The following is a 20,436-nucleotide window of genomic DNA, read 5'->3' as shown; positions in this document are numbered from 1 at the left end:
GTGTGGCCGACGCGCGACGGTCAGCGGAGCGGGACACGAACCGTGCGTGGAGCAGCTGCAGTTGGACCCGCCACGCCACTGCGCCGGCTGCGGCGGTCGACTCGACGTCCAGATCCTGCCGACCACGGTGCGGGCGACCTGCCGCCGCTGCGACCGCGTCCACCCGGCCCGCCGTGGCGGGTGAGGGCGCCTGCCACACCCTTCGCCCGTGACTGGCCCTGGGCCGCGGCAGGTCGCTGAGGGATACAGACCGCGCGCCGAGCATCGCGCCAGCCCGACCCGACGTCGGTCAGTCCCCGGGGACGTCCCAGACGTTGCCGCTGGACAGCAGGGCTGACAGGTTGGCAGTCCCGTGACCCTGCGCTTGCTCGACCTGCGCGTCGAGAAGCTCCTCGTACAGCGGTCGTTGGACCTGGCGGAAGATCCCGAAGGGAGCCGGACCGGCGCGGTCGGTCAGGCGCGACACGGCGAACGCCCGCGTCGGGTCGTCGGCGTGCGCGTCGTGCACCACGACCCGGTCACCTGCCTCCCGGAGCGGGAGGACCTCCACGCCGCCGCCCTCCTTGGTCACCACCGCCCGGCGGTCGTCGTCGGGGCCGAACACGATCGGCTGGCCGTGCACGAGCTCGATCCGGTTGTGGCCCCCGGTCGCACGATCGCGGACCGTCAGGAACGCGTCGTCGTTGAAGACGATGCAGTTCTGGAAGATCTCGATGAACGCGGTGCCGCGGTGCTCGTAGGCTGCCCGCAACGTGCGCTGCAGGTGGTCGCGGTCGTTGTCGAGCGTGCGGGCCACGAACGTCGCCTCGGCCCCCAGCGCCAGGCTGATGGGGTTGAAAGGCTGGTCGATCGCCCCCATCGGCGAGGACTTGGTGACCTGCCCGACCCGTGAGGTCGGCGAGTACTGGCCCTTGGTCAGCCCGTACACCTCGTTGTTGAACAGCAGGATTTTGAGGTTGACGTTGCGGCGCAGCGCGTGGATCAGATGGTTGCCGCCGATCGAGAGCGCGTCGCCGTCGCCGGTGACGATCCACACGTCGAGGTCGGGGCGGGTCACCGCCAGGCCGGTGGCGATCGCGGGGGCGCGGCCGTGGATCGAGTGCAACCCGTAGGTGGCCATGTAGTACGGGAACCGGGCGGCGCACCCGATCCCGGAGACGAACACCGTCCGCTCGGGGACCGCGCCGAGCTCGGGCAGGAGGCCCTGGACGGCAGCGAGGATGGCGTAGTCGCCGCAACCGGGGCACCAACGCACGTCCTGGTCGGACGTGAAGTCCTTGCGGGTCAGGGTGCGTCCCTGGGTCATACCGCCACCTCCTGGTGGTGTGGGTCGCGCCCGCGGAGGACCGCCTCGATGACCTCCTGCAGCTCCGCGGCGCGGAACGGCTGGCCACGGACCTGGTTGTACCCGGTGGCCTCGACCAGGTAGCGGCTGCGCAGCAGCATCCGCAGCTGCCCCAGGTTCATCTCGGGCACCAGGATCCGGTCGTAGCGGCCCAGGACGTCGCCGAGGCCCGCCGGGAACGGGTTGAGGTGGCGCAGGTGCAGATGCGCGACGCTCCCCCCTGCCTGGCGCACACGCTGCACCGCCGCCCGGATCGGCCCGTAGGTGGATCCCCAGCCGACCACAAGCAGGTCAGCGTGGTCGTTGCCGTCGACCTCGGGTGCGCCGATGTCCGCAGCGATCCCGTCGATCTTCGCCTGCCGCAGCAGCGTCATACGGTGGTGGTTGTCGGGGTCGTAGGAGATGTCCCCAGTGACGTCCGCCTTCTCCAGGCCTCCGATGCGGTGCTCGAGGCCGGGGGTGCCCGGCAGCGCCCACGGGCGCGCCAACGTCTGCGGGTCACGCCGGAACGGCTGGAAGGTGCCGTCCTCGGCGTTGGGCTCGGTGGCGAACTCGGCCGCCAGGTTCGGCAGGTGGTCGACGTCGGGGATCCGCCACGGTTCGCTTCCGTTGGCCAGGTACCCGTCGGAGAGCAACACCACGGGGGTGCGGTAGCGCAGGGCGAGACGTGCTGCCTCCAGCGCCGCCGAGAAGCAGTCACCAGGAGAGCGCGCGGCGACCACCGGGACGGGCGCTTCGCCGTTGCGGCCGAACATCACCTGCAGCAGGTCGGCCTGCTCGGTCTTGGTGGGCAGCCCGGTAGAGGGGCCACCGCGCTGCACGTCGACGACCACCAGCGGCAACTCGACCGCGACGGCCAACCCCATCGTCTCGGCCTTGAGCGCCAGGCCGGGACCCGACGACGCCGTGACCCCCAGCGCCCCTCCGAACGACGCGCCGAGCGCGGCACCGACCGCGGCGATCTCGTCCTCGGCCTGGAACGTGCGCACACCGAATCGCTTGTGACGGGACAGCTCGTGCAGGATGTCCGACGCCGGGGTGATCGGGTACGAGCCGTAGAACAGCGGCAAACCCGATTGCACGCTCGCGGCGATCAGGCCGTACGCCAACGCGAGGTTGCCACTGATGTTGCGGTAGCGCCCGGGTGGGAGCTTGGCGGGCTTCACCTCGTAGCGGTGCGAGAACAGCTCGGTGGTCTCGCCGAAGTGGAAGCCGGCCTTGAGCGCTCCGACGTTGGCCGCGGCGATGGCCGGAGCTTTGGCGAACTTCTCCTGCAGCCACGACACGGTCGAGTCGATCGGCCGGGAGAACATCCACGACACCAGCCCCAGAGCGAACATGTTCTTCGCCCGGCTGGCGTCCTTGCTGGTGATCTGCTTCTGCTCGACCATGCCCTGCAGAGCACGGCCGGTGAGCTCGTTGAGGGCCACCTCGTACACCCGGTAGGGGTCCAGGGACCCGTCCTCGAGCGGGTTGGTGACGTACCCGGCCTTCTTGAGGTTGCCGCGGTCGAACCCGTCGCCGTTGACGATCAGGGTCGCTCCGCGCGGCAGGTCGCCCAGGTGCTTGTTCAAAGCGGCGGCGTTCATCGCGACGAGCACGTCCGGGGCGTCGCCGGGGGTGAGGATGTCCTCGTCGCTGAACTGCAGCTGGAACGACGAGACCCCGGCAGTGGTCCCGGCCGGCGCGCGGATCTCCGCCGGGTAGTCCGGGAGCGTCGCCAGGTCGTTCCCCACCTCGGCGGTCTGGACGGTGAACCGGTCGCCCGTCAGCTGCATGCCGTCGCCGGAGTCGCCCGCGAAGCGGACCACAACGTGGTGGAGGGTCTGGGCCTGGGTCTGGGCCTGGGTCTGGGGCTGGGTCTGGGGCTGGGGGGGTGGGGTCATCGAACAGCCGGTGCGCTCGGCGGGCGACGATCGTCCGCGGCGCGACGTGAGGGTACCGGCGATCGACGCGCGAGACGCGTCACCGCAACCCGGTGTCCACGGCCGGCACCGGGTCGCGCCGACCCCCGCGCCACAGCCGGGTGACCGGGCCAGTCAGCAGATGCGGCGCAGGAACGAGTACGGGTTGACCGCCCCGCCTCCGCCGGGGTGACGCTCGAAGTGCAGGTGCGGGGTGCCCCGCGCGTTGCCCGTGTCGCCGTTGGTCCCGATCTGTGTCCCGGCACGGACCCGCGCCCCGTCACGGACCGTCCACGACTGCAGGTGCAGGTACCAGTACTGGTCGCCGTTCGCTCCCCGGAAGATCGCCCAGTTCCCGGCGCTGGAACCGTACGAGCGGATGTCGACCACGCCGTCGGTCACGGCGTAGATCGGCGTGCCGTAGGGGGCGAGGATGTCGGTGCCGCGGTGGCGGCGGCCGCCCGAGCGTGGCGCTCCCCAGGTGTCGGTGAAGGTCCGCGGCTGCCCGACCGGGCAGGCGTAGGCGCCGGCGACCCGCGGGGCGGCGGCCGGGGCGGCGGCCGGGGCGGCGGCGCGGCTGGCCGCGGCGGCACGGCGACGCGTCTGCTGGGCAGCACGACGGCTGGCCTGCTGCGCCGCACGACGGCGGGCCTCGGCTTCTGCGCGGCGGCGGGCCTCCTCCTCCAGCCGTCGCTCCAGGGCCGCAGCCTCCTGCAGGTCGGCTTGCAGGCCCGCCCACGCCCCCCGCTGCGCGGCGACGGCCGCGTCGAGCTCCGCCTGGCGCTCCTCGAGCCGGGAGGCCACCGCAGCGGTCTGGACCCGTCTCGCCGCGGCCGCCTCGCCGACGGCTCGGTCGTCACGGACCAGGCCGGCGACGATCGCGGCCCGCTCCAGGGCTTCGCCGGGGTCCTCGGTGGTGAGCATCACGATCATCGGATCGACCGGGCCGCGCTTGTACAGCGACCGGACCCGGTCCTGGGTCCGACCGGCCGCGGCCTGGATCTCCGTCTGGAAGGTGGCCAGCTGCTGCGCGAGCGCGTCACGCTCGGTCGCGAGTTCGCCGGCGCGGGCCTCGATGTCGGCCAGGCGTTGCGCCGCGGCGTCCAACCGCCCCTGCAGGTCGGCGCGGCGCGCCCGCACCGCGTCCAGATCGTCCGCCCCCGCCGCCCCAGCGACAGCCGTCACCACAATCAGGCAGGCTGCAGCCAGCACGCTGCGGACCTTCCCCACTGGCGACCCCTGGCGTTGGGACCTCTCCGCCAGCCGGTCAGGCTAGCCGTGCCGGCGCAGGAACCGTGAGCGCCGGCACCCGGCCCGACTGGGTCAGCCGCCACCGGAACTCGCGGCGCTCACCTCTGGGTGGCCTGGGCCCCCTCCGCCGATGCCACCCGCTCCAGTTCGCTCTTGGGTGCGACCCGCCAGAAGTGGTCGCGGGTGACGCCCCAGTCGGCCAGCAGCTGCGCCGCCCGCCGCGAACCGGTCTGCGTCGCGTGCCGCGCCACGAGGTCGTACAGCGCCTGCAGCTGGTAGCCGTCGGGGCGGCGAGCCTCGACCAGCTGGCGGTTGACCTTGGCCAGCACCTCCGAGGTCGGGTCGTAGATGAACGCCTCACCGCCGCTCATCCCCGCACCGAGGTTGTTCCCGGTCGGTCCGAGGATGACCACCACACCGTTGGTCATGTACTCGCAGGCGTGGTCGCCGGTCCCCTCGACCACCGCCCACGCCCCGGAGTTGCGCACAGCGAACCGTTCGCCGGCCCGGCCGGCGGCGAACAGCTCCCCGCCGGTGGCGCCGTACAGGACGGTGTTGCCCAGCAGGACCGGGTCGCCGGCGTCGTCGTCCGGCGGGCGGATCGTGATGCGCCCGCCGGCCATGCCCTTGCCGACGTAGTCGTTGGCCTCGCCGGTGAGGACCAGCTCGACGCCGTCGGACAGGAACGCACCGAACGACTGGCCGGCCTCGCCGTGGAACCGCAGCCGGGCGGTGCCGTTCGGTGCGCTGCGGCCGAACTCGAGCCCGATCGCTCCACCCAGACGCGCACCGACCGTGCGGTCGGCGTTGCGCACCTCGTAGACGTACTCGACGACTCCACCGAGGAAGACGGTCTCTAGCGCGTCGTCGAAGACCTGTGCATCCATGTCGCTGTGGGGCCGCTGGATCGGCAGCGTCCCGGTGAACCGGCGCGGTTCCTCCCCGACGTCGGCCAGCAGTGGCGTCACGTCGAGCCGCGCGGCGCGGCCCTCGGCGGGGCGGGGTTCGAGCAGGTCGACCCGGCCGATCGCCTCTTCCAGCGACCGCACGCCCAGCGCGGCCAGGCCGTGGCGCACCTCCTCAGCGACGAACGTCAGGTACGCCGCCACCTGCTCGGGGTTGCCCTCGAACCGTTCGCGCAGATCCGGGCGCTGGGTGGCGATCCCCACCGGGCAGGTGTTGCGGTGGCAGGTCCGCACCAGGATGCACCCTTCGGCCAGGAGCGCCGCCGTGCCGAACGAGTACTGGTCGGCACCCAGCAGGGCCGCGACCAGGACGTCACGGCCGGTCTTCAAGCCGCCGTCGACCCGGACGCGGACGCGACCGCGGAGGCCGTTGAGCCGGAGGGTCTGCTGGGTCTCTGCCAGGCCCAGCTCCCACGGCATCCCGGCGTGCTGGATCGACGACAGCGGCGACGCTCCGGTGCCGCCGTCGTGGCCGGAGATCTGGACGGCGTCGGCGAGGCCCTTGACCACCCCTGCGGCGATCTGCCCGACGCCGACCTCGGCGACCAGCTTCACCGAGACCTCCGCCCGGGGGTTGATCTGCTTGAGGTCGTAGATCAGCTGCGCGAGGTCCTCGATCGAGTAGATGTCGTGGTGCGGTGGGGGGCTGATCAGCGTCACGCCGGGCGTGGTGTGTCGCAGCCGTGCGATCTCCTCGCTGACCTTGTGGCCGGGGATCTGGCCGCCCTCTCCCGGCTTGGAGCCCTGCGCCATCTTGATCTGCAGCTCGTCGGCGAACGACAGGTACTCGGGGGTGACCCCGAAACGCCCCGACGCCACCTGTTTGATGGCGCAGTTGCGGTCCACCGCGGTGCCGCGGGTGCGGTACCGCGCCGGGTCCTCGCCCCCCTCCCCGGAGTTGGCGCGACCGCCGATCATGTTCAGCGCGATCGCCAACGTCTCGTGGGCCTCGGCGGACAGGGCACCGTGTGACATCGCACCGGTCGAGAAGCGCCGCACGATGGCGCTGACCGGCTCGACCTCGTCGAGGCCGACGGGTTGGACGCCACGGCGCAACCGCAGCAGGTCGCGGGGGGCGACGTGCGGGCGGTGGGCGATCAGCTCAGCGAAACGTTCATACAGCTCGTAGCGGCCCTCGGCGGTGGCGCGTGCCAGCAGGTGCGCGGCGCGTCCCTCGGCGGTGGACAGGCCACGCTCGCCGTTCGGTCCGAACGGTTCCATCTTGGCTTTCTTGCCCAGACCCAGCGCGTCGTGCAGCGCCCCGACCACATCGGGGTTGATGTCGTGGTACTCCTCCCCCCGGCGGCTGAACTTGATCACGCTCGGGCTGGGCAAGGTGATGTCACCGTCGATGACCGGCGCGGCGAACGCGTCCGCGTGCTGGCGGAGCACGTCCTCAGCGAGATCGTCGAACGTGAGCCCCCCGAGCTGGCTCACGGTCCCGGTCAAGCACAGGTCGACCACCTCGGCGCCGAGCCCCACGGCCTCGAAGATCTGGGCACTGCGGTAGGCGTCGACCGTGGAGATGCCCATCTTCGACAGGATCTTCAACACGCCGTCCTCCAGCGCGGTGCGGTAGCGCTCCTGCGCGTCGCCGCCTGACAGGTCGTCGCCGCGGATCAGGCCCTCTTCCGCCAGGTGCGCGAACGTCTCGAACGCCAACCTGGGCACGATCGCGTCGGCGCCGTAGCCCAGCAGGCAGGCCATGTCGTGGGTGTCGCGGCCTTCGTCGGTCTCGGCCACCAGACTGGTCCGCGTCCGCAGCCCGTCACGCAGCAGCCGCTGGTGGACCGCCCCGATCGCGAGCAGGATCGGGATGCGGCAGCGTTCCTCGTCCGACCCCACATCGCTGACCACGACGATGCCCGCGCCACCACGCACCGCGGTGGCGGCCTCGTCGCCGAGGCGGACCAGGGCAGGCCACAGCCCGCCGGGGCCCTCGGCGACGGGGAAGGTCGCGTCGACCGCCTGCACGGCGAACGGGATGTCGGCGTCGAGGACGATCCCGCGCAACCCGTCGGGGTACAGCAGGAACGACTCGAGCTCGACCAGCCGTGCGCCTTGCGACGTCTCCTCCAGGATGGGGCGGCGCGGCCCGAGCAGCGTCCGCAGGCTCATCACCTCGTTCTCGCGCAGGTGATCGATCGGTGGGTTGGTGACCTGAGCGAACCGTTGCTTGAGGTAGTGGGTGACGGGGCGGTGCCACTGCGCGACCGGCGGCATCGGGGTGTCCTCCCCCATCGAGGAGGTCGGTTCCTTGCCTTCGGTCGCCATCGGCCGCAGGATCGAGGTGAGTTCCTCCTTGGTGAACCCGTACGCCAGCTGGCGGCGGGCCACGTCCTGGGCGACCACCTCGACGGGCCGTCCGGCGGCGGCCGGCTTGAGCTCGGCACGGAGCCACTGCCCGTACGGGGCCTGCCCGGCGAGCCGCTGCTTGATCTCGACGTCCTCCTGCAGGCCACCCTCAGACGGGTCGACGCAGACCATCTGCCCCGGACCCAGCCGCTCCCGACGGACGGTGCCGTGCCCGTCGGGGCGGGCGGACGTCGCGGCGGTGCGGACCGCCCCGACCTCGGAGCAGGCGATCACGTAGCCGTCCTCGCAGACCAGGTAGCGCAGCGGCCGGAGCCCGTTGCGGTCCAGCGCCGCGCCGACCCGGCGACCGTCGGTGAAGATCACCCCGGCGGGACCGTCCCACGGCTCGACCAGGCACGAGTGGTAGCGGTAGAAGTCGCGCACGGCCGGGTCGGTGGCGCGCTGACCTTCCCACACCGCCGGGATCAACATGGCCAGGCCGTGGCGGACGTCGCGGCCGCCGCGGACCAGCAGCTCCAGGGCGTTGTCCAGCTTCGCCGAGTCGGACTGGTCCGTTTCGATGACCGGGTGGATCAGCGCGGCGTCGACCCAGTCCGCACCGAGGTCGGCTTCACGGGCGCGCATCAGGTTGACGTTGCCGTCGATCGTGTTGATCTCGCCGTTGTGGCACAGCATCCGGTACGGCTGGGCGCGTTCCCACGTCGGAGCGGTGTTCGTCGAGTACCGGGAGTGGAAGATCACGAAGCCGGACGCGAAGCGATCGTCGGCGAGGTCGAGGTAGAACGGTCCGAGGTCCTCGCCGTTGCACAGCGCCTTGTACGTCACCGTCCGCAGCGACCACGACGCGGCGTAGTAGCGCACGCCGGCCGTCGCGCAGGTCCTCCGGGCCCGGCGACGGGCGCGGAAGGTGACCCGCTCGGCCTCGTCGTCGTCGACGTCCGCCGGGCGGACGAACAGCGCCTGGACCAGGTGCGGCACGGTACGCCGGGCGATCTCACCGATCGCGTCGGCGTCGACGGGGACGGGGCGCCACGCGACGAACTCCAGGCCCTCGGCACGGAGGGCGTCCAGCACGGCGCTGCGTGCGACGTCGCGCGCGGCCGCCCCGTCGGCGTCGTCGCGGGCGTCGAGGAACAGGAACGCGACCCCCAGCCGGTCTGAATCGACCGCGGCGCCTGTCAGCCGCTCGGCTTCCGCGGCCAGCAGCTCCCGGGGCAGCTGCGCCATCAGACCGGCGCCGTCACCGCTCTTGGCGTCCGCTGCGACCGCTCCACGGTGGGTCACGCCGCACAGGCCCTCCAAGCCCATCTGCACCGTCTCCCGGCGGGGCCGGCCGTCGACGTGGGCGACGAACCCGATGCCGCACGCGTCGCGTTCGAAGCGGGCGTCGTACAGCCCCGGCCCGGCCGGGGCGGATCGCTGGCCGGTCATACCGTGTCTCCCTCCCAGTGCGGTCACGCCGTGCCCGGGTTGGTGCGCCTCGGGAGGCGCACGTCACCATCCGAGCCAGCGCCGGTGTGACGATCGCGTCTCGACGTCACCGACCACGGTCCCCGCCGAAGACGCAGACAACGGCGCCCCACCAGGCGGAGCGCCGTTGCTCGGGGCGGAGCGTACACGCGGGGCGACGACCGCGGCAACAGGATCGGCTGGGCGACTGCCGCCCGGGTGGGGTCAGGTGTCCCCGCTGAGGCGGATCCGCCCGTCGATGCGGTCGAGAAGCTCCAGCAGGTCCGCGCGGAAGGTCTCCAGCTGCCCGTGCACGCCGGTCACCGCCTCGTCCACGGCGTTGCGCATCCGGGTGAGGGCGGACTTCGCCGAGGAGATGTTCTGCAGCTGGTGGCGAGCCGCCTCGACGTCGTCGCGGACGCTGCGGACGTCGACGTCCCCGCCGTCGTCAGCCAGGTCCGCCAGCGCCCAGAACCGCGCGAGCCTGTAGGCCACCTGCAGGCAAAGGGCGTCCTCGGTGTCCTTGTCGAGCAGGCACAGGTAGCGGCCCCCGCCGTGCTCCCGGAACGGGGAAGCGCCCGACGGCAGGTGCGCTTCGCGGCTGTACACCGCGATCGCCGCAGCGGCGCCGCGGTTGTCACGGGCGTGCTCCAGCTCGCGCAGGATCGGTGTGAGCCCCACGGCTGCGTCCTTGGCTTCGAACACCAGGCGGACCGTCGCCCCGCGGGTGTCGCGGCCGTTGAGCGTGACGACCACGTCGCCGACCTTCCGACCGCCCACGCCGGTCGCGTCTCCCGTCGGCTCGGTGGTGTCGCCAAGCACAGCGGCGATACGGCTGACGGCCGCGAACACGAGCTCCTCGTAGGCGCGACCTTTGGCGGTTCCCTTCTCACGTTCGTCGGCGCGCGCCTGACTGGCGGCGCGCTCGGCGGCGGCGTGCTCGGAGATGTCCCTGCGGTAGTCCTCCAGCTGCCGGCGCAGCCGCTCGAAGCCGCCGTCGATCTGCTCCTTCCAGCTGGTCAGCGGACTGGACCGGTCGGTGACGTCCAGGATGCGGTGCAGCGTGGAGTCGTCGCCGTCGAGGTGCTCGGCCAGCAGGTCGCGGATGCGGCTCACTGCGCTGTCGCGCCGGTTGGGGTCGAACAGCTCGGCGACCGCCCCGTCCTGACCCAGGTAGCGCTCCAAGGCGGTCCGGAGTGCCCCGCCGTCCTCGGAGAACGCGGCGTCGAGCGCCTCGTGCAGCTGCCGCACCCGCTCCTCGAGCACGTCCTGCAGCTGCCGGGCCAGCCGTTGGAACTCCTTGTCGACGACATCGACGTTGACCGACACGCCGGCTGTCGACAGCGCCACCACGCCGACCTTGAGTGCGGCCTCCAGCACGTCGGCGAGGTCCCCGCCGGCATCCTCGGCGAGGCGATCCTCGAAGTAGCGCACGACCTCGGGCGCGCCGGTCCGCCAGTCGGTCACCCGCAGCGCACCGTCGACCACCGCGACGTGCCTGTTCGCAGCAGCGCTGTCACGGAGCCGAGCCCGTCCGTCCACGCTGGTCATCGTTCACGCTCCTGGTCGCACGTCCCTGGCACCGCGTGCGCCGGCCGCGGAGCTTCCGACGTGATGAACCACGGTACGAGGGCCCGGCGACATCTCCGAGGAACCGGTGCAGGGTGGGCCCGGCCCGGCCGCTGTCGCGTGCCCTTGCCGCCATCACGCAACGCACAGCGGCTGCAGTCGCGCCGCTAGGCTCGCCCGGACCCCCACCAGGAGAGACAGATGCGCGCAGGACGTTGGGTGACCGTCACAGCGGCGTTGGCGTTGGCGCTGGCCGCCTGCGGGGACGGTGAACCGGAGGAGGAGCCCACGCCGACGCCGACCCCGACCCCGACCGCGACCGTCGGCATGGAGGCCACGGCACCCGTCGATGGCCTCGAGCACGTCGTGCTCGGGGCGACCTTGACCGGTGAGGCGGAGGTCCCAGAGTCAGGCGACCCCGACGGAGTGGGGACCGCGAAGGTGGACACCCCCGGCCCGGGCAGCATCTGTTACAACCTCAGCGTCGAGAACGTCGACGACCCCGCCGCCGCACACATCCACGAGGGCACCGAGGAGGAGGCGGGCGACATCGTCGTCGACTTCGCCCCGACGTTCACGGCGCAGGACGGTGAGTTCACCGCCAACGGTTGCGTCGACGTCGACCAGGCTCTGGTCGACGAGATCTTCGCCGACCCGGACGCCTTCTACGTCAACGTCCACAACGAGGAGTACCCGGGCGGAGCGGTCCGCGGCCAGCTGGAGGAGCAGGGCCCCGCCTGAGCCGCCCTGAAAGGCCCAAGGCCGGCCTGGAAGGCCAGCGCCCGTCCACGCCCGACCGCGAGTCGGAGGCGCGTGTGGGGACGGTCCGCACCGACCGCGGTGACCGCGGCATCGCGGTCGTCACGCTCGACGACGCCGACCGTCGCAACGCGATGACCTCGCAGATGGGGGCTGCGCTGCACGACGCGATCACCGACCTGGCCGTGGACGACGAGCTCCGCGTCGCGGTGCTGACCGGTGCCGGGGCCGCGTTCAGTGCCGGTGGTGACCTGGCGATGTTGGAGGAGCACGCCCGGGCGGCCCGTGAGGAGGGGGTCGACGCCTCGGCCGCCATGCGCCGCTTCTACCGGGCGTTCCTGTCGGTCCGGGAACTACCGGTGCCGGTCGTCGCGGCCGTGAACGGCCACGCCATCGGAGCCGGTGCGTGTCTGGCGTTCGCGTGCGATCTCGTGGTCGTCGCCGACGACGCCCGGATCGGGTTGACGTTCGCGCGCGTCGGGCTCCACCCCGGCATGGGCGGATCGTGGCTCCTGCCACGTCTCGTCGGGCGCCAGCGCGCCGCCGAGCTGCTCTACACCGGCCGGGTCGTGCGCGGACGCGACGTCGCAGCCTGGGGCGGGGCGCTGGAGGCGCTGCCTGTCGAGCGCGTGCTGCCGCGTGCGATGGAGCTGGCGGGGCGGATCGCTGGGTCGGCCCCGCGGGTGGTCCGCCAGCTCAAGGTGAGCCTGCGCGACACGTGGGCGCGGTCGCTGGACGAGCAACTCGACGCCGAAGCGGCCTACCAGGCCCGCAACTACGCATCCGACGACGTCGCCGAGGGGATCGCTGCGGCGCGCGAGCGGCGCCCACCGCGGTTCACGGGGAGCTGAAGCGGTCCCCTGTCAGCCGACCCGTCAAGGCAGCAGCTGCCGCACGGCGTCGGTGACGTTGGCGGGGCGGAACGGCTTGAGAACGAACCCCTTGGCGCCGGCAGCCCGCGCGCGTCCCTCCTCCTCCAGGATCGACACCACGAGGACGGGGACCTGATCGGTGCGGCCGTCCTCCCCGAGTGCGCGGAGCACCTCGAAGCCGTCGACCGGGTTCATGCGTAGGTCGAGGATCACGACGTCGGGGGGATCGGCCAGCGCAGCGTCGATCCCCTCCTGCCCGCCCGGCGCGGCGTCGACGCGGTACCCCTCCTTCTGGAGCTGGGCGCGGATCAGGTCTGCGATGTCCTGATCATCCTCGATGATCAGGATGCGCCCGGCGGAACCCTCGCCACTCACGGGTACACCTCCGTCGCGGTCTTAGGAGACCGAAGACAGCTCCTCTCGCGCCGCTCCTGCAGAGCGTCGCTCACGGGTACACCTCCGTCGCGGTCTTAGGAGACCGAAGACAGCTCCTCTCGCGCCGCTCCTGCGGAGCGTCGCTCACGACGCTTGCTCGATCACCGGGAGGAGCGCGTCGCGCAGCCCGGGCGCCGTGAACGGCTTGGTGATGTGGTCGACGTTCAGGTCGGCGGCGAGCCGCTCGAGCTCCTCGGGCGCGATGGCCGACAGCAGGAACACCCGGCCCGGTTCGCATCCGGCCGCGCGCAGCCAGCGCAGGAACGTGGGGCCGTCCATGGACGGCATCGACACGTCCAGCAGCATCACGTCGATCCCGCCGCCCTCACACTGCGCGCGCGCCTCATCCACCGTGGCAGCCGTGACGACCTCGTGACCCCAGGCACGGACGTTGGCCGACACGAGCAGCAGCACGGACGGCTCGTCGTCAACGACCAGCAACCGCATCGGGCCCCCCTTCCGGCAGCCGCACGCAGAATCGCGCCCCGTGCGGTTCGTTGTCTTCGTACCAGATCTCTCCCCCCTGGACGCTGACCAGACCGCGGGTGATCGCCAGACCCAGACCGGTCCCCTGGGACGAGCGCGTGTACCCGGACTCGGCCTGAGCGAACTTCTCGAACAGGTTGGGCTTGAACGACGACGGCACCCCCGGGCCGTGATCGGCCACCGTGATCTCGACGGCACCGTCGGCGCGGTACGCCTCGACGGTGATGGGCGGCTCGCCGTACTTGCTGGCGTTCCCCACCAGGTTCACCAGGATGCGTTCGAGGTGATCGGGATCGGCGTGGACGACCAGGTCATCGGCGACGTTGACGGACACGAACGCGGCCACGTCTCCAAGATCGCTCAAGGTCTGCTTCAGGCAAGGTGCCACCTCGAGGTCGCGCCGACGCACCTCGATCACGCCGGACTCCAAGCGCGAGATCGCCAACAGGTCGTTGACCAGCCGCGACAGCCGGTCGGCCTGCCGCTCGATCACCTCCAGGTACTGCCTCTTCTCCGCGTCGGGAGTGGAGTCCCAGTACTCACGCATCATCGACGCGAAGCCCAGGATCGACGTCAGCGGCGTGCGCAGCTCGTGCGAGACCACCGACACGAACGAGCTCTTGGCGTCGCTGGCGACCTCGAGTTCCTCGTTGGCGCGCTCCAGCTCGCGGGTGTAGCGCCGCACCGCGGCGGCGTAGCGGTCGCGTTCGGCGATGACGCCGACGTGGTACAGGGAAAGGGCCACCAGCGGGACCGCGTAACCCAGGATCTTGTAGGCGTGCGCTACGTCGAAGGCGGCGTCGTACAGCTGGGTCGAAAACCCCATGATGATCTGCCCCGCGGCAGCGATCGCCGCCGCGATCGTCACCCACCAGATCATGCGATCACCGGTGCGGATGTGGTGGCGGAGCAGCACGAGCGCGGCGACCGCCAGGACCACGCCGCTGAAGAAGTCCGCCGGGCGGGCGATCAGGTTCTCCGGCAGGACGAGCCGCGGGAGGGCGGTCAGCTGCGCCGCGAAAGCCGTCAGTGCCGCGCTGATCGCGATCGCAGCGCACGCGGCGACGATCACCGTCCGCAGGCGCTCGGGGCGTTCCTGCGCCCACATGCGCCCCGCCACGACCGGGGCGCCGAGCAGGAGCATCGCCATCATGAACCGTCCGGTCACGTAGGTGCCGGCGACCAGCAGCTCCAGCGACAGCCCAGCCGGCCAGCCCCGCGCCGCCACCATCGCCAGCGTGCCGTGGACCACATCGGCGGTTCCGTTGGCGAAGAACGCCAGCCCGATCAGCAGGTCGGTGCGCTCGGCCAGGGCCGAGTAACGCACGGTGATCGCGATGCCGGCCATGAGGCCGACCACGCCGCCGACCAGTTCGAGCCCGGCGTGGAAGCTCGCGTCGCCGAGATAGGCGGAGCCACGCAGCCATGGAAGCGGCAGGAGCAGCACGACCGCGAGCAGGGCCAGGGACGCCACGGGGACAGCCATCGCCCCGGCTGCCGCCCGGTCGTGTCTCCCCGGCTGGTCGGCCACCTGCGCGATCGTCGTCTCCTCCCTGGTGCGGGCGAGGGCGGCTCGCCCCCTGGTTGACCCGTCGAGTGCGCCGTGTCGGTGCGTTTAATCCATCCGGGCGCCGTTCACATCCGGGCGCCGTTCCCCGTCCGACCTAACGGTCGAGGGCGTCGGACAGCAACGTCCGAGCGATCACCCGCAGCGCCAGCACTTCGTCGGCGCCTTCGAAGATCGACAGCACCCGGGCGTCGACGAAGTACCGCGACACGGCGAACTCCTCGGCGTAGCCCATGCCACCGTGCAACTGCTGGGCTTCGCGGGTGACCCACTCGGCGACGCGACACGCCAGCTGTTTGACCATGGAGGCTTCCAGCTGTCCCTGGCCCTTGGCCAGCAGGCGCGCCGCCCGCATCGTCAGCTGGCGACAGGCGGCCAGCTGATAGGCCATCCGCGCCAGCTTCACGCGGGTCAGCTGGTAGTCGCCGAGCTTGGCCCCGAACACCTCGCGCTGGCGGCTGTAGGCCACCGCGTCCTCCAGCGCGGCCTGCATCAGCCCGTTGGCACGCGCAGCCGTCTGCAGCCGCCCCGCCGCGAATGCCTGCATCTGCAGGTAGAAGCCCCGGCCTTCACCGTCGTCCCCGCCGATGAGGTTGTCGTGGGGCACGCGCCAGCCGTCGAAGGACACCTCGAACGAGTGCATCCCGCGGTAGCCGATGGTGGGGATCGCGCGCGCGTCGATCACGCCGCCGTCCTGCTCGACGTGGAAGCTGTGGCCGGGAAACGATGGCTTCTCCACCACGAACAGGGACAGGCCCCGATGCCCCTTCGAGCGGTCCGGGTCGGTGCGGGCCAGCAACAGCAGGTACTCCGCCTTCCCGGCGAACGTGCACCAGGTCTTGACCCCATCGATGATCCACTCATCGCCGTCGCGGGTCGCGTTGGTTGTCAGCATCGCGACGTCGGAGCCGTGATCGGGTTCCGTCACCGCCACCGCGCACATCTTGTCCCCGGTGGCGATCGGCGGGAGCCAGCGGCGCTTCTGTTCCTCGGTGCCGCCGCGCAGGATGGCGCTGACGATGATCTCGGGGCGCGTGATCAGCGAGCCCGCGGCACCCAACGACGCGCGCGAGAGCTCTTCGGTGACGACGACCATGCTGAGCATCTCGTCGGGGCCCCCCTCGGCCATGCCGCCGTACTCGGCGGGGACCGACAGCCCGAACGTGCCGAGCTCTGCCAGGCCACGGATGATGTCGTCGGGGACGTCGCGATCCAGGCGGTGGATGTCCTCGGCGACCGGCTCGACGCGTTCGTCGGCGAAACGCCGGAACGTCTCGCGCACCATCTCGTGCTCTTCCGACAAGTGGCGAGGACCGGCGTCGGCCTTGGCGATGACGTGGTCGGCGATCGCCGACAGCAGATCGGGATCACGTCCCGCGGCGACCGCGTCGCCGGCTGGTCCGGTCAGCGCCGCCGCGTCGACACCGAACTGCTCCCACCGACCCGCGGTACGGCCGATCAGGTCGGCGGCCACGTCGGCGGCGAACCCCAACGCCAAGGCCGCCTCGTGGGGACCTTCCTGCCCGTAGGTCAGCAGCTCCTCGGCGGCGGCCACCGCCGACGCGGTCGAAGCCAGGTCGTACAGCACCACCTGATGGCGATCCATCTCCTCGACGGAGACCGAGCCGCGCTCGGCGGTCTGCGACGCCAACTGTTGGGCGGAGCTGTCCACGACGTCTCGGAGCGCGGCCACGACCGTGCGTGCGCGGTCCCGGTCGCTCACGGGTACACCTCCGTCGCGGTCTTAGGAGACCGAAGACAGCTCCTCTCGCGCCGCTCCTGCAGAGCGTCGCTCACGGGTACACCTCCGTCGCGGTCTTAGGAGACCCAAGACAGCTCCTCTCGCGCCGCTCCTGCAGAGCGTCGCTCACGGGTACACCTCCGTCGCGGTCTTAGGAGACCGAAGACAGCTCCTCTCGCGCCGCTCCTGCGGAGCGTCGCTCACGCGGTCTCCTTCCCGACCGGGGCTCCAGGGGTGTTCGAGGGCGGCTCGAGGATGGGGGTTGCCGGTTGCGGTCAGGCGTCGCCGGGTTCGCCGCCACCCTCCGCGTCCCGGGCAACCAGTGCCGCCCCGATCGCCCCGCTGGCATCACCCAGCGCGGCCGACACGATCTCGACCCGGGCCGGTTGCAGGAACAGCGCGGGCCGGGCAGCCGACTCGACCTTGGTGATGAACAGCCGCCCGAGGCGATCGGCGAGCCCGCCACCGATCACGACGCGTTCGACGTCGAGGAGGTTGACCGCCGACGCGATGCCCTTCGCCAGGGCCTCGGCGCCCCAGTCGAGCAGGTCGGCCGCCACCGGATCCCCGCGGTCGTACGCCTCCTTGAACACCTGGGAGGTCAACCGGTCGCTGCCGAGCTCGTCGGCGATGCGGAACAGCGACGTGTGCCGACCCTCGTCGAGAGCCCGGCGGGCGGCATGCTCCATCGCGCGGCGACCGATGTAGGCCTCGACGCAGCCGCGCCGGCCGCACGGGCAGACCGCGCCGCCGCGCTCGACGACCGTGTGGCCGAACTCCCCGGCGGCCCCGAACGCGCCCTCGTACAGCTTGCCGTCGAGGATCAGCCCCCCGCCGACGCCCGTCCCGACCCACACCATGATCAGGTGCTGGGCGCCCCGGCCCGCACCCAGGCGGTGCTCTCCGACCGCCACGGCCGTGACGTCGTTCAGGATGCGGATCGGTGGGGCGAACTGTTGGCTGAGCATCTCCGACAGGCGGAAGCGCTCGGTCCACCCCGGGACGTTGACCGCCTGGCCCACCGTCCCGTCGGTCACCACGCCGGGCGAGCCCACGCCGATCCCAGACAGCTCGTCGGTCGCCACCCCCGCCCGGTCGGCCGCCTCGTGGACGCTGGCGACGATCACCTCGACGACCGCGGTGCGGTCACCGGTGGTCGGGGTCCGCATGCGGGCGGTGCCGATGACCTCATCGCCCTCGTCGAGGACGACGGTGTGCATCCACCTGCCCCCGATGTCCACGCCGAGCGTTGCCACCGATCGATCCTCCGCCCCTCCAGGAGGTCCAGCGTACAGCCGCAAGCGCGCTGCCATGCGGTCGACGAGCCGGCTGTTCTGGCGCGGTGATCGCGGTGTCGACGACCCCATCGGCTACCAGCGGGCCGGGTCCCCTAGCATCAGGTTCAAGCGAGCGCGGAGGAGCCCTTGCTCGACGCACGTACCGTCCCGCCACCGCCCACCAACGAGCCGGTACGCGACTACGCCCCAGGCTCGGTCGAGAAGGCGAGCTTGAAGGAACGGCTCTCCGCACTGCGCAAGGAGACCGTCGAGGCGCCCTGCGTGATCGCCGGACGGGAGGTGACCACCGGATCGACGTTCGAGGTCCGCGCCCCCCACGACCGAGGCCTGCACCTCGCGACGGTGCACGCGGCCGGCCTCGACCAGGTCAACGCCGCGATCGAAGCCGCCTTGTACGCCAAGGAGGACTGGGCCGTGCTGCCGTTCGAGGAGCGCGCCGCGGTGCTGCTCCGCGCCGCCGAGCTGCTCGCCGGCCCGTGGCGCGACACCCTCAACGCGGCGACCATGCTCGGCCAGTCGAAGACCATCTACCAGGCTGAGATCGATTCGGCGTGCGAGCTGATCGACTTTCTCCGCTTCAACGTGGCGTTCGCCGCCGAGATCCTGGCCGAACAGCCCCTGAGCAGCCCAGGGGTCTGGAACCGGGTCGACCACCGCCCGCTGGAGGGGTTCGTCCTGGCGATGACCCCGTTCAACTTCACGTCGATCGCGGGGAACCTGCCCATCGCTCCGGCCCTGATGGGCAACACCGTGGTGTGGAAGCCGTCCGAGAAGCAGGCTTTCTCGGCGCACTTCTTCATGCGGCTGCTGCAGGTGGCGGGCCTGCCCGACGGCGTGATCAACCTGGTCCACGGCGACGGGAAGCTGGTGTCGGACGTGTGCTTCGACCACCCCGAGTTCGCCGGGCTCCATTTCACCGGGTCGGCCACGGTGCTGCAGGCGCTGTGGCGGAAGATCGGCGGCAACGTCCGCAGCTACCGCAACTTCCCCCGCATCGTCGGCGAGAGCGGAGGGAAGGACTTCGTGGTGGCGCACGCCTCGGCGGAGACGGACGCGCTCGTGACCGCGCTGACGCGCGGGGCGTTCGAGTACCAGGGCCAGAAGTGCTCGGCCGCCTCCCGCGCCTACCTGCCGGCGTCGACGTGGGCGGCGGTCCGCGACCGCCTGGTTGACGTCACCCGTTCTCTGGCGATGGGCGACATCACCGACTTCCGCAACTTCATGGGTGCGGTGATCGACCGCAGCGCGTTCGCCAAGCACCGCGCCGCCATCGAGGAGGCCCGCCACGAGGCCGACGTGGGGATCCTGGTCGGCGGCGGCGCCGACGACGGCGAGGGCTGGTTCGTCGAACCCACGATCCTGACCACCAGCGACCCGTACTACCGCACGATGAGCCAGGAGCTGTTCGGCCCGATCCTGACCGTCTTCGTGTACGACGACAGCGCGTGGGAATGGGCGCTCGACCTGGTCGACACCACCTCGCCGTACGCGCTGACCGGTTCAGTGTTCGCGACCGACCGCGGCGCGATCCTCGAGGCCAGCCAACGCCTGCGCTACGCCGCCGGGAACTTCTACATCAACGACAAGCCCACCGGCGCGGTCGTCGGCCAGCAGCCGTTCGGCGGGGCGCGGTCCTCGGGCACCAACGACAAGGCCGGTTCGAAGACGAACCTGCAGCGGTGGGTCAGCCCGCGCGCGCTCAAGGAGACGTTCGTCCCGCCGACCGACCACGCCTACCCGCACATGGGTCAGGAGTGAGCGCACCCGGCGATCGCGGCGCGAGACGTCCCGTCGCGGTCGTGTTCGACGTCAACGAGACGCTGTTCGCCCTGGATCACGTCGGCGACGCTTTCGAGGCGATCGGCCTGCCCGGCTCGGCGTTGGACTTGTGGTTCGCACGAACGCTGTCCGACGGGTTCGCGCTGGCGGCGACGGCGGACTTCGCCACGTTCTCCGACCTCGGCCTGTACCACCTGGGCCGGATCACGCGTTCCTTCGGCCTGGAGCACGACGAGGCGACGCTGGAACAGGTGCTGGGCGCCTTCGAGGAGCTGGACGCCCACCAGGACGTCGCCCCGGCGTTGCAGCGGCTGAAGGAGGCCGGAACGCGGATCGCGACGCTGACCAACGGCAGCGCCGACATCACCCGCACGCTGCTGCGCCGCCACGGCCTGGAGGGGCTGGTGGAGCGCTGCTTCGCGGCTGCGGAGGCAGGCGCGTGGAAACCGCGCGCCGAGCCGTACCGCTTCGCGGCGCAGGAGCTGCGGCTGGCGCCGGCGGACTGCGCCATGGTCGCGGTGCACTCCTGGGACGTGCACGGCGCGAAACGGGCCGGGCTCACCGCGGCGTGGGTGTCGCGGCTCGAGGGTCGCCCCGTGCCTCCGATGCACGACGCGGACATCACAGCCCGCAGCCTCAACGAGGCCATCGACGGTCTCCTGGCGCTCCCGCCGGCGACCTAGTCCCCCCCGGCCAGTCC

General features: G+C 71.6%; 15 protein-coding genes. 5 read left to right on the top strand and 10 right to left on the bottom strand.

What is annotated here, in order from left to right:
• Positions 1-46: 46 nt before the first annotated feature.
• On the top strand, positions 47-184 hold the full coding sequence (locus tag KY462_05605; GenBank protein MBW3577205.1) for a hypothetical protein: 138 nt from the start codon (positions 47-49) through the stop codon (positions 182-184).
• Between the two features lie 105 nt (positions 185-289).
• On the opposite strand, the gene KY462_05600 is transcribed toward KY462_05605, so the two are convergent.
• The 5 genes from KY462_05600 to KY462_05580 all read right to left on the bottom strand — a co-directional run bounded on the left by KY462_05600 (position 290) and on the right by KY462_05580 (position 10,781).
• Positions 290-1,306, bottom strand: a complete 1,017-nt coding sequence (locus KY462_05600; GenBank protein MBW3577204.1) for a 2-oxoacid:ferredoxin oxidoreductase subunit beta — start codon at positions 1,304-1,306, stop codon at positions 290-292.
• Positions 1,303-3,231, bottom strand: a complete 1,929-nt coding sequence (locus KY462_05595; GenBank protein ID MBW3577203.1) for a 2-oxoacid:acceptor oxidoreductase subunit alpha — start codon at positions 3,229-3,231, stop codon at positions 1,303-1,305. Before KY462_05595 ends, KY462_05600 begins: the two co-directional genes overlap by 4 nt.
• A gap of 153 nt (positions 3,232-3,384) precedes the next feature.
• Positions 3,385-4,461, bottom strand: a complete 1,077-nt coding sequence (locus KY462_05590) for a peptidoglycan DD-metalloendopeptidase family protein (GenBank protein MBW3577202.1) — start codon at positions 4,459-4,461, stop codon at positions 3,385-3,387.
• Positions 4,462-4,598: 137 nt separating this feature from the next.
• Entirely contained in the window at positions 4,599-9,212 is a 4,614-nt protein-coding gene (locus KY462_05585) for a glutamate synthase subunit alpha (GenBank protein MBW3577201.1), read from the bottom strand.
• Between the two features lie 243 nt (positions 9,213-9,455).
• Positions 9,456-10,781, bottom strand: coding sequence for a hypothetical protein (locus tag KY462_05580; protein ID MBW3577200.1), 1,326 nt, complete (start codon positions 10,779-10,781; stop codon positions 9,456-9,458).
• Positions 10,782-11,018: 237 nt separating this feature from the next.
• Here KY462_05580 and KY462_05575 point away from each other — a divergent pair, with 237 nt between their 5' ends.
• Entirely contained in the window at positions 11,019-11,540 is a 522-nt protein-coding gene (locus tag KY462_05575; GenBank protein ID MBW3577199.1) for a CHRD domain-containing protein, read from the top strand.
• Positions 11,541-11,614: 74 nt separating this feature from the next.
• Positions 11,615-12,409, top strand: a complete 795-nt coding sequence (locus tag KY462_05570; GenBank protein MBW3577198.1) for an enoyl-CoA hydratase/isomerase family protein — start codon at positions 11,615-11,617, stop codon at positions 12,407-12,409.
• A gap of 24 nt (positions 12,410-12,433) precedes the next feature.
• Here the strand turns inward: KY462_05570 and KY462_05565 are convergent, their stop codons facing one another.
• The 5 genes from KY462_05565 to KY462_05545 form a co-directional block, all read right to left on the bottom strand.
• Positions 12,434-12,805, bottom strand: a complete 372-nt coding sequence (locus KY462_05565) for a response regulator (GenBank protein ID MBW3577197.1) — start codon at positions 12,803-12,805, stop codon at positions 12,434-12,436.
• A gap of 144 nt (positions 12,806-12,949) precedes the next feature.
• Positions 12,950-13,312, bottom strand: a complete 363-nt coding sequence (locus KY462_05560; GenBank protein MBW3577196.1) for a response regulator — start codon at positions 13,310-13,312, stop codon at positions 12,950-12,952.
• Positions 13,293-14,882: a HAMP domain-containing histidine kinase gene (locus KY462_05555; GenBank protein ID MBW3577195.1), complete on the bottom strand. Its 1,590-nt coding sequence runs from the start codon at positions 14,880-14,882 to the stop codon at positions 13,293-13,295. The genes KY462_05560 and KY462_05555 overlap by 20 nt, the downstream gene beginning before the upstream one ends.
• A gap of 133 nt (positions 14,883-15,015) precedes the next feature.
• The gene (locus KY462_05550) at positions 15,016-16,641 is read right to left on the bottom strand and encodes an acyl-CoA dehydrogenase family protein (protein MBW3577194.1); all 1,626 of its coding nucleotides are present in this window, start codon (positions 16,639-16,641) and stop codon (positions 15,016-15,018) included.
• A gap of 293 nt (positions 16,642-16,934) precedes the next feature.
• Positions 16,935-17,915, bottom strand: a complete 981-nt coding sequence (locus tag KY462_05545) for an ROK family protein (GenBank protein MBW3577193.1) — start codon at positions 17,913-17,915, stop codon at positions 16,935-16,937.
• A 168-nt stretch (positions 17,916-18,083) separates the two neighbouring features.
• On the opposite strand from KY462_05545, the gene pruA reads away from it, so the two are divergent.
• The gene (gene pruA, locus KY462_05540; GenBank protein ID MBW3577192.1) at positions 18,084-19,715 is read left to right on the top strand and encodes an L-glutamate gamma-semialdehyde dehydrogenase; all 1,632 of its coding nucleotides are present in this window, start codon (positions 18,084-18,086) and stop codon (positions 19,713-19,715) included.
• Positions 19,712-20,419: a haloacid dehalogenase type II gene (locus KY462_05535; protein ID MBW3577191.1), complete on the top strand. Its 708-nt coding sequence runs from the start codon at positions 19,712-19,714 to the stop codon at positions 20,417-20,419. Before pruA ends, KY462_05535 begins: the two co-directional genes overlap by 4 nt.
• Positions 20,420-20,436 lie beyond the last annotated feature (17 nt).

The organism is Actinomycetota bacterium (assembly GCA_019347675.1).
Classification (GTDB): domain Bacteria; phylum Actinomycetota; class Nitriliruptoria; order Nitriliruptorales; family JAHWKO01; genus JAHWKW01.
The sequence above is the reverse complement of the archived record's forward strand: the minus strand, read 5'-3'. Positions and strand labels throughout refer to the sequence as shown.

Bases quoted from the DNA above. Each gene is read 5' to 3' on its own strand.
- KY462_05600 (MBW3577204.1), bottom strand. From the start codon at position 1,306: ATGACCCAGGGACGCACCCTGACCCGCAAGGACTTCACGTCCGACCAG.
- KY462_05595 (MBW3577203.1), bottom strand. From the start codon at position 3,231: ATGACCCCACCCCCCCAGCCCCAGACCCAGCCCCAGACCCAGGCCCAG.
- KY462_05580 (MBW3577200.1), bottom strand. From the start codon at position 10,781: ATGACCAGCGTGGACGGACGGGCTCGGCTCCGTGACAGCGCTGCTGCG.
- KY462_05560 (MBW3577196.1), bottom strand. From the start codon at position 13,312: ATGCGGTTGCTGGTCGTTGACGACGAGCCGTCCGTGCTGCTGCTCGTG.
- KY462_05585 (MBW3577201.1), bottom strand. From the start codon at position 9,212: ATGACCGGCCAGCGATCCGCCCCGGCCGGGCCGGGGCTGTACGACGCC.